General features: G+C 46.3%; 8 protein-coding genes. 5 read left to right on the forward strand and 3 right to left on the reverse strand.

Features of this window, described 5'->3' with window-relative positions; translation table 11 throughout:
• Positions 1-53 precede the first annotated feature (53 nt).
• From mreD to QUA45_RS07555, 3 genes are all read right to left on the reverse strand, one after another.
• Positions 54-623 (reverse strand): rod shape-determining protein MreD, encoded by a 570-nt coding sequence (gene mreD / locus QUA45_RS07545; RefSeq protein WP_333070244.1) that lies wholly within the window; start codon positions 621-623, stop codon positions 54-56.
• Positions 620-1,426, reverse strand: coding sequence for a rod shape-determining protein MreC (mreC, locus tag QUA45_RS07550; RefSeq protein ID WP_333148498.1), 807 nt, complete (start codon positions 1,424-1,426; stop codon positions 620-622). The genes mreD and mreC overlap by 4 nt, the downstream gene beginning before the upstream one ends.
• Before the next feature lie 87 nt (positions 1,427-1,513).
• On the reverse strand, positions 1,514-2,521 hold the full coding sequence (locus QUA45_RS07555) for a rod shape-determining protein (RefSeq protein ID WP_190738046.1): 1,008 nt from the start codon (positions 2,519-2,521) through the stop codon (positions 1,514-1,516).
• A 330-nt stretch (positions 2,522-2,851) separates the two neighbouring features.
• Here QUA45_RS07555 and QUA45_RS07560 point away from each other — a divergent pair, with 330 nt between their 5' ends.
• The 5 genes from QUA45_RS07560 to QUA45_RS07580 all read left to right on the forward strand — a co-directional run bounded on the left by QUA45_RS07560 (position 2,852) and on the right by QUA45_RS07580 (position 7,034).
• A complete protein-coding gene (locus QUA45_RS07560) occupies positions 2,852-3,211 on the forward strand; it encodes a single-stranded DNA-binding protein (RefSeq protein WP_333098950.1) in 360 nt (119 codons plus the stop codon).
• 47 nt (positions 3,212-3,258) lie between these two features.
• Positions 3,259-3,780, forward strand: a complete 522-nt coding sequence (locus QUA45_RS07565; RefSeq protein ID WP_333098952.1) for a tetratricopeptide repeat protein — start codon at positions 3,259-3,261, stop codon at positions 3,778-3,780.
• A gap of 203 nt (positions 3,781-3,983) precedes the next feature.
• Positions 3,984-4,364, forward strand: a complete 381-nt coding sequence (locus QUA45_RS07570) for a hypothetical protein (RefSeq protein WP_333220128.1) — start codon at positions 3,984-3,986, stop codon at positions 4,362-4,364.
• Between the two features lie 298 nt (positions 4,365-4,662).
• Positions 4,663-5,967, forward strand: coding sequence for a TldD/PmbA family protein (locus QUA45_RS07575; protein ID WP_333148500.1), 1,305 nt, complete (start codon positions 4,663-4,665; stop codon positions 5,965-5,967).
• A gap of 242 nt (positions 5,968-6,209) precedes the next feature.
• Positions 6,210-7,034 carry a DUF3153 domain-containing protein gene (locus QUA45_RS07580; RefSeq protein ID WP_333095867.1) on the forward strand — a complete coding sequence of 275 codons (825 nt, stop codon included), beginning with the start codon at positions 6,210-6,212 and terminating at the stop codon, positions 7,032-7,034.
• Positions 7,035-7,107: the final 73 nt, after the last annotated feature.

Genomic DNA, 7,107 nt, shown 5'->3' on the forward strand with positions numbered 1-7,107 from the left:
CTGTTGACTAAGGAATAAGGACTAATGACCAATGGCTGATAACTAATCGCTGACTAAGGTTTTTCTACATTCTTGGTCATTTCCCACAAGCGATTGAGAGGAAAATAAATCACCGGGGCCCACAGACTGCTAAGAATAGCAGAACACAAAGCCACTCGCTGGTGATAGCTCCAAATTTCCAGTAAAGCCCGATCGCCCATAGAAAAAAATTGCAGCCCCATCACCGTTTCCGCTACCACCGCCATCCCAAACACAATTAACGCGATCGGGATCGGATCTCTCTCAACAATATCTACCGGAATCGACCAGGTTTTCTGCAAAACAACTGTTAAGACTCCTACAACCACTAGACTGACAGCATGGGTGGGATGAGGAGCCGTCATCGCATCTTGAAGGAACCCCAAAACCAAGCCCATGCTAGCAGCTCCCCAAACTGTACGTTTCCGCTTAATACTCCAAGCTACCAACCAAATTAACAGCCAGTTCGGTCCAATTCCCAGCAATTCCATTCCCGGCATCCGAGTGGGCAATATCAGTATGCAAAGCATCACCGATAGAAATGTAACTGCGAAGTTGAGAAATTGGCGCGATCGCGGCGAAGACATCCGAGATAAAGCTTTCATTGTTGCTGTGCTCCCTCAGATGGTGCAAAAGATTGACTCTGCGAATCCTTTGGTTCGACTTGCTTAGAGTGGGGGTAAACCACCGCCCACTCCAGAGCATTCATCGGTGCAGAGAACTCAACCACAGCTTCTGGAGCCGGAGTTTTATTCATATCCACCGAAACCACTTTTCCCACCGGCAAACCAGGAGGGAACAACTGACTGTAAGAAGAAGTTGAAACCGCATCCCCAGGCTTGACATTGGGAACATTCTCAAAAAACTCCATCACAGCCTGATTTCCGCCTTTCCCGCGCATAAAACCCATGTGGCGACTGCGGGTAATTCCCACACCCAATTGACTCGTAGCGTCGCTGACTAACAGCACCAAGCTAGTATTAGGAGTAACGCTGACAACCCTGCCTACTAAACCGCCGGGGCCCATCACAGTAAAATCTGTTTTAATGCCATCGTTACTGCCACGCCCCAAGGTTACTTGCTGCCACCAGTGGTCTGCGCTGCGACCGACAATAGGAGCTACAATCCCTGCTGGTTTCTTAGCCGAAACGTAACCTAAAAGCTCTTTTAGCTTCTGATTTTGATTTTCTAATTCTAATAGCTGCGCTTGCAATTCTTGAGTTCGCGCCGAGATGAGTTCCTCTTGCCCAGAGCCGTTGGCATGAAACGGACGAGTCACCCAATTGTAAACTTCAAATACAGCAGCACCTTGTGTTTGTCGAACTCCCCAAGCGGCAGTTACAGCTAAACCTAAAAGAGCAATTTGCAGCCGCAGATCCCACCACTTTCGGAATGTATTTTTTAGCATAATTTCAGTAATCTAAAATTGTTATGTCAGGATTTTAGATTTGAGATTGCAGCCGTATTTCTAAATCCACAATCCCAAATTTGTTAACTACATATTGCGCGACGACTGCCCGCTGAAAACCCGTTCCAACTGTTTGTTTTCTAATACCCTACCAGTTCCCAAAACCACGCATGACAGCGGATCTGCTGCCACGTGAGTGACAATTCCTGTTTCGTGACTGATCAGAGTATCTAAACCTTTCATCAGCGCGCCACCACCAGCCAGCATAATTCCCCTGTCAATAATATCTGCTGCTAATTCAGGAGGGGTGCGTTCCAAAGTACGCTTGACAGCTTCCACAATTACTGAAAGCGGTTCCGACATACTTTCCCGAATTTCTGGGCCTTTGATAGTAACAGTTCGCGGCAGACCCGACAGTAAGTGCAAGCCCCGCACTTCCATCATTACATCGTCATCCTCTGGAGTTGGATATGCAGAACCCACCTGAATTTTAATTTCTTCAGCAGTGCGTTCGCCGATGACCAAATTGTGAACTTTTTTCATGTATTGGACGATCGCCTCATTGAGTTCGTCGCCGGCTACCCGCACAGACTCACTGATCACCGTACCTTGCAAACTCAAAACCGCAACTTCCGTCGTACCTCCGCCTATATCTATAATCATATTGCCAGTTGCCTCAGCAACAGGCAGTCCAGCCCCGATCGCTGCAGCGATGGGTTCATCAATTAACCGTACTTCTCTAGCACCGGCCTGAGTCGCCGCCTCAATAACAGCACGCCTCTCTACTCCGGTGACACCGCTGGGGATGCCAATAATTATCCGCGGCGAAACTAAGCTTCGGCCTTCGTGAACTCTGCGGATAAAAGTCTTAAGCATCAGTTCTGCCGTATCGAAGTCTGCAATTACCCCGTCGCGAAGCGGGCGCAGTGCTATGACATTCCCTGGCGTGCGGCCGAGCATTTTTTTTGCTTCTTCTCCAACAGCCAGCGGTATTTTTAAATCTTGGTCGATCGCTACTACAGAAGGTTCCTGCAGAACAATACCTTTGCCCGATACATAAACGAGCGTGTTAGCAGTACCGAGGTCGATACCCATATCTCTAGATAACGAAAATCGATTGAGAAGACCCACTGATTCGTACCCCCCCCAAAAACTAAAATACTATTGTGTGCAATAATGTTGTTACAAAAGTGTAACCGAGGTGGATTCTATTACGTTTTTCATCCTGAGTCTAGTCAGAAATGTACATTGTCGAGCTCAGGTTGAGCGCAGACTTGCCAATCATCCACCATCAATATGTTCTGCTAACTGGGTGTACAATCAGGATGAAGCCTCACAAGCGTTGTTCCAAGTTCAGTTTGGAGGCTAATGCGCGTGTGGACTGTTTAACTACATCACCGATCGACCACATTCCCAAAAAAGTTTATGAGTCTTAATGTTGTGACTTTAGTAGGCCGCGTCGGCGGCGACCCGGACGTGAAGTATTTTGAGTCGGGTACAGTTAAGTGTAGTTTGACGCTGGCAGTGAATCGCAGAACGAAGAACAGCGATCAACCAGACTGGTTCAATCTGGAAATCTGGGGCAAAACAGCGCAGATTGCGGCTGACTACGTTCGCAAAGGCTCTCTAATTGGCGTAACAGGCTCTTTGAAGTTCGATCGCTGGCAAGACCGCAATACAGGTTCAAATCGCTCGAAGCCGGTAATTAAGGTAGACCATTTAGACTTGCTGGGTTCCAAACGCGACAACGAGTCGGGTATGCCGCAACACAACAGCGAATTCTAGCGTTTGGGGAATTTGGGAATTAATATTTGTGAATTGGGTGGGTGCTCGTGACTTCAGAAAAGTTAGAAATTGTTCAAACTGAGTATCAAGCTGGGCAAGTAGCTTTTGAGAGTGGCCGATATGCTCAAGCTGTGCAGAGTTTAGAAACAGCTACCGGTTTAGTCGATCGAAATTCGCGGTTGGGCGGTGAAGTGCAGATGTGGCTAGTGACAGCCTACGAAGCCTCTGGCAATACAGAAAGGGCGATCGAGCTTTGCCGTGCGCTCACCCGCCATCCCCGCCAAGAAACCCGCCAACAAGCAAAGCGCTTGCTGTTCATTCTCGAAGCTCCCAAACTCACTATCCCTCCTGAATGGATGGTGAAAATTCCTGATTTGGCGGCTTTAGATGAAAATCAATCAATCAGTTTTCAAGCTAATCCGAACCCTGATATCAAGTACGCTAAACCCAAGCCAGTCGTACCAGAGCCGATAGATTTGAGTCAGGTTAATACGAAAGATAATAGGTTTATCTGGGTGGCGTTAATTGCGATCGGGCTAATTTTAGGTGGCTTATTTATTAGTTATTAATCATTTTTTCATTCGCACAAACTCTATCTCTAGGGTGCACCGAGGCTTACCTAACCCCTACTGAGAGAAGTTAAGCAATGCCTTTTAGTAACTATAAAAGTAGCAGCGCGGTCGCGAAATAATTCAAAATTAGTTGCCTATAGGATAATTTTATTCTCGAAACATAATTTGCAGTCAGCGAAGTTTTTCAGAATGAATTAGAATTGATTTTCAATGACGGAGTATTTTACCACTCGGAAATCGCCATTGGTGAAAATATCATTTATCCTGTATTAAAAGAAGTTTGGGAAAATTATCGAATTAATTTTCTCCTCTGGAGTGACCAACCCTTAGTCTATAATGAGAATCTGTTAGGAATTCCAGATTATATATTGGCGAACCGCTCCCCCCTCGGCACAGTAGTTTTTCACAAGCCCTATTTCATATTAGTTGAAGCCAAGAAAGAGAGCGCATTTGATGAAGTATGGGGGCAGTATTTGGCAGAAATGATCGCCGTGCAGCGACTTAACAATGAACCCGAACAAACTATATTTGGTATTGTTTCTAATGGGGCAATGTGGCAGTTTGGCAAGCTCAAATTATAAATATTTACTCAACAAATAAATTTTTCTATACAATTCAGGACTTAGAGCGACTGTTTGCAGCCGTTAACTATGTTTTTAAATAGTGTGAATTACAATTACAGGAAAAGGAAGTTCGGCAACGGATTATTTAACGGATGTAACGGATGTAGCTGAGGTTAGGAAGAATGAATAAGGAAGGCACCACCAGTAGTTTTGACACGGATACACCGATTAATTATCGAGCAAGAGGCAGGAGTCAGATGTTGAATAGCGATAATTGCTAAAATAAAAAAAAGACCAAACCAGAAAGGCGATTATTGTGAGCGATTCAACCATAGAACAGATTTTGAAATTGGCATCTCAACGCGCGGATGCCGCTGAAGTATACTACCTGTCGAGTCAAGACACTCCCATAGAATTTGAAAACAATCGCCTCAAATCCCTGCAAACTAAAGCACTGCAAGGCGTAGCACTCCGGCTGATTTCGCACGGCAAAATCGGTTTTGCTAGTTCCACAGATTTAACGCGGATAGACGATTTAGTAGATGCAGCGATTCAAACAGCCGAAATCGGCGACCCCGCAGAATTTGAACTCGCCTCCAACTTCCACCTAAAAGGCCCGGAAACCACCTACACTCCGCCCACAACTCAAGAATTAGTCGAAAACGGCAAAAACCTCATCGAGCAAGTTCACGCCTACAATCCCGATATTATGGTAGATGTCGGCTTCCACGTCCGCAGCGGCCGCGTGAAAATTGCCACCACGCAAGATTTGTATGCCGAAAGAAGCAGCCAAATAGTCAGCGGCTCGATCGCGGGAAATTTGGTAAAGGGAGAAGATTTTATGCAAGCATACAGTTACGACGTTGCGCGCGATCGTCCCCTCGACACCAACAGCATCCTCGAATCACTCCTCGAAAAATACCGCCTCGCCGAACATTCAGCCACCATCACCAGCGGTTCCTACCCAGTATTATTTACCCCCAGAGGCGCTGCTAGCACCCTCGGCGGCTTGTTTGATACCATCCTTTCAGGTCAAGCAGTAGTTCAAAAAGCCTCTCCCCTAGCCGACAAAATCGGCGAAACCTTATTTGACGAACGCTTTACCTTTTTTGAAGACCCCACTTTAGGTCCTTCTGCTTGTCCCTTTGACGACGAAGGTACACCCACCACCCGCAAAGTCTTGATAGACAAAGGTACTGTCACCGGATTTTATTGGGATCGCAGGTGGGCCGCTCGCGCCGGTGTACAATCAACCGGCAACGGTTTTCGTGGCGGACTGTCTCGCCCAGGCCCTGATTTGACTAACTTTTGCATTTCCCCAGGAAATACCGCCACTCAAGACTTGATTGCTAGCATGGACGAAGGTCTAATAGTAGAGCAGGTTTTAGGTGCCGGTCAGTCCAATCAGTTAGCTGGCGAATTTTCTGTCAATTTGGACTTAGGCTATAAAGTAGAAAAAGGCAAAATTGTCGGCCGCGTCAAGAATACAATGGTGGCAGGCAGCATTTTTGAAGCCTTTAAAAATTTGGCAGATTTGAGCAGCGAAGCCGAATGGGTAGGCGGTGCGGCATATTTGCCGAGTATGCTGTTTCAACAGTTGGGTGTAGCTTCCAGGCAATAAGTTCAGTGCGGTTAATTCCAGGTAAAGCCGACACTGCTGCTAGAAAAATGTTAGCACTCACGTCAAAAAAACCCGGTTTCTGCCACAAAGCATCTGTGAAATCGCCCTTCGGCAGCCCCTAAACTGGGTTTTTGGTATGCAGTTCGCAAGTCCAGACGTGGAAATAAAAACACATAAATACTGCCGATAATTCAACGCTTTGCTAATTCATGCAAATAGGGAAAAACAGGAAAAAAGGTACAATGAAAGAGCAAAATTTCAAGGATGGAACTCGGAAGAAGAAAAAGCACTTTTTCTTTCTTTTACCTTTGGTTTTTTGCCTTTTAACTCTAGTGAGTGGATGCGTTCAGTACGATGTCGGAGTGAACTTTGAGAGTCAAACTCGTGGCGAAATCGTACAGCACATAAAACTGGGGGAAAGGTTGACGAGTTTCAGCACCGAAACTGTTGCAGAATGGTTGAAAAGCGTAGAACGCCGGGTGAGGTTGCTGGACGGAAAAACTAAACGGCTTTCGCCCACAGAAGTTCTAGTGAGGATTCCTTTCAATAATGGAGCCGAGTTGCAAGACAAGTTCAACCAATTTTACAATCCCGTCGCACCAACCACCAAAAATCGGGTCGCAAGTCCGCTAGAAACAGATTTGCCGAAGTTTGAATCTCACCTGAATATCAAGCAGAATAATTTGTTATTGGTGCTGCGAAATCGGTTGAGTTTGGAATTGGATTTGCGCTCTCTTTCACTGCTTTCTTCTAATGGCAGTCTGCTGCTGAGCCCGGGGGGACTTTTGGAGCTAGACTTTAGCTTGAACACGCCTTGGGGCGCCGAAAGTATTGAAACTGTCGCCGGTGCGCTGGTTCCCGAAAGCTATCAGCAAGGAAAACAGTTAGTTTGGAAGCTCAAACCCGGAGAAGTTAACTATTTGGAGGCGATATTCTGGATTCCCAGTCCCGTAGGAATTGGGGCGCTGATTATTGCCTTATTTGTGGCGGCGGGGATTGCTTTGAAATATCAAATATTGCCAGCGCTGGGAATCGGCAACAAATCGCAAAACATCGGCCAAACCTAAGTAGGTCGGGCTGAAAAGACTGAAGTATGTAAAGATAGGTAAACGAGGCAACAGTTATAGCTAGGTAATGAGT

The organism is Microcoleus sp. Pol12A5, assembly GCF_036701435.1.
Classification (GTDB): Bacteria; Cyanobacteriota; Cyanobacteriia; order Cyanobacteriales; family Microcoleaceae; genus Microcoleus.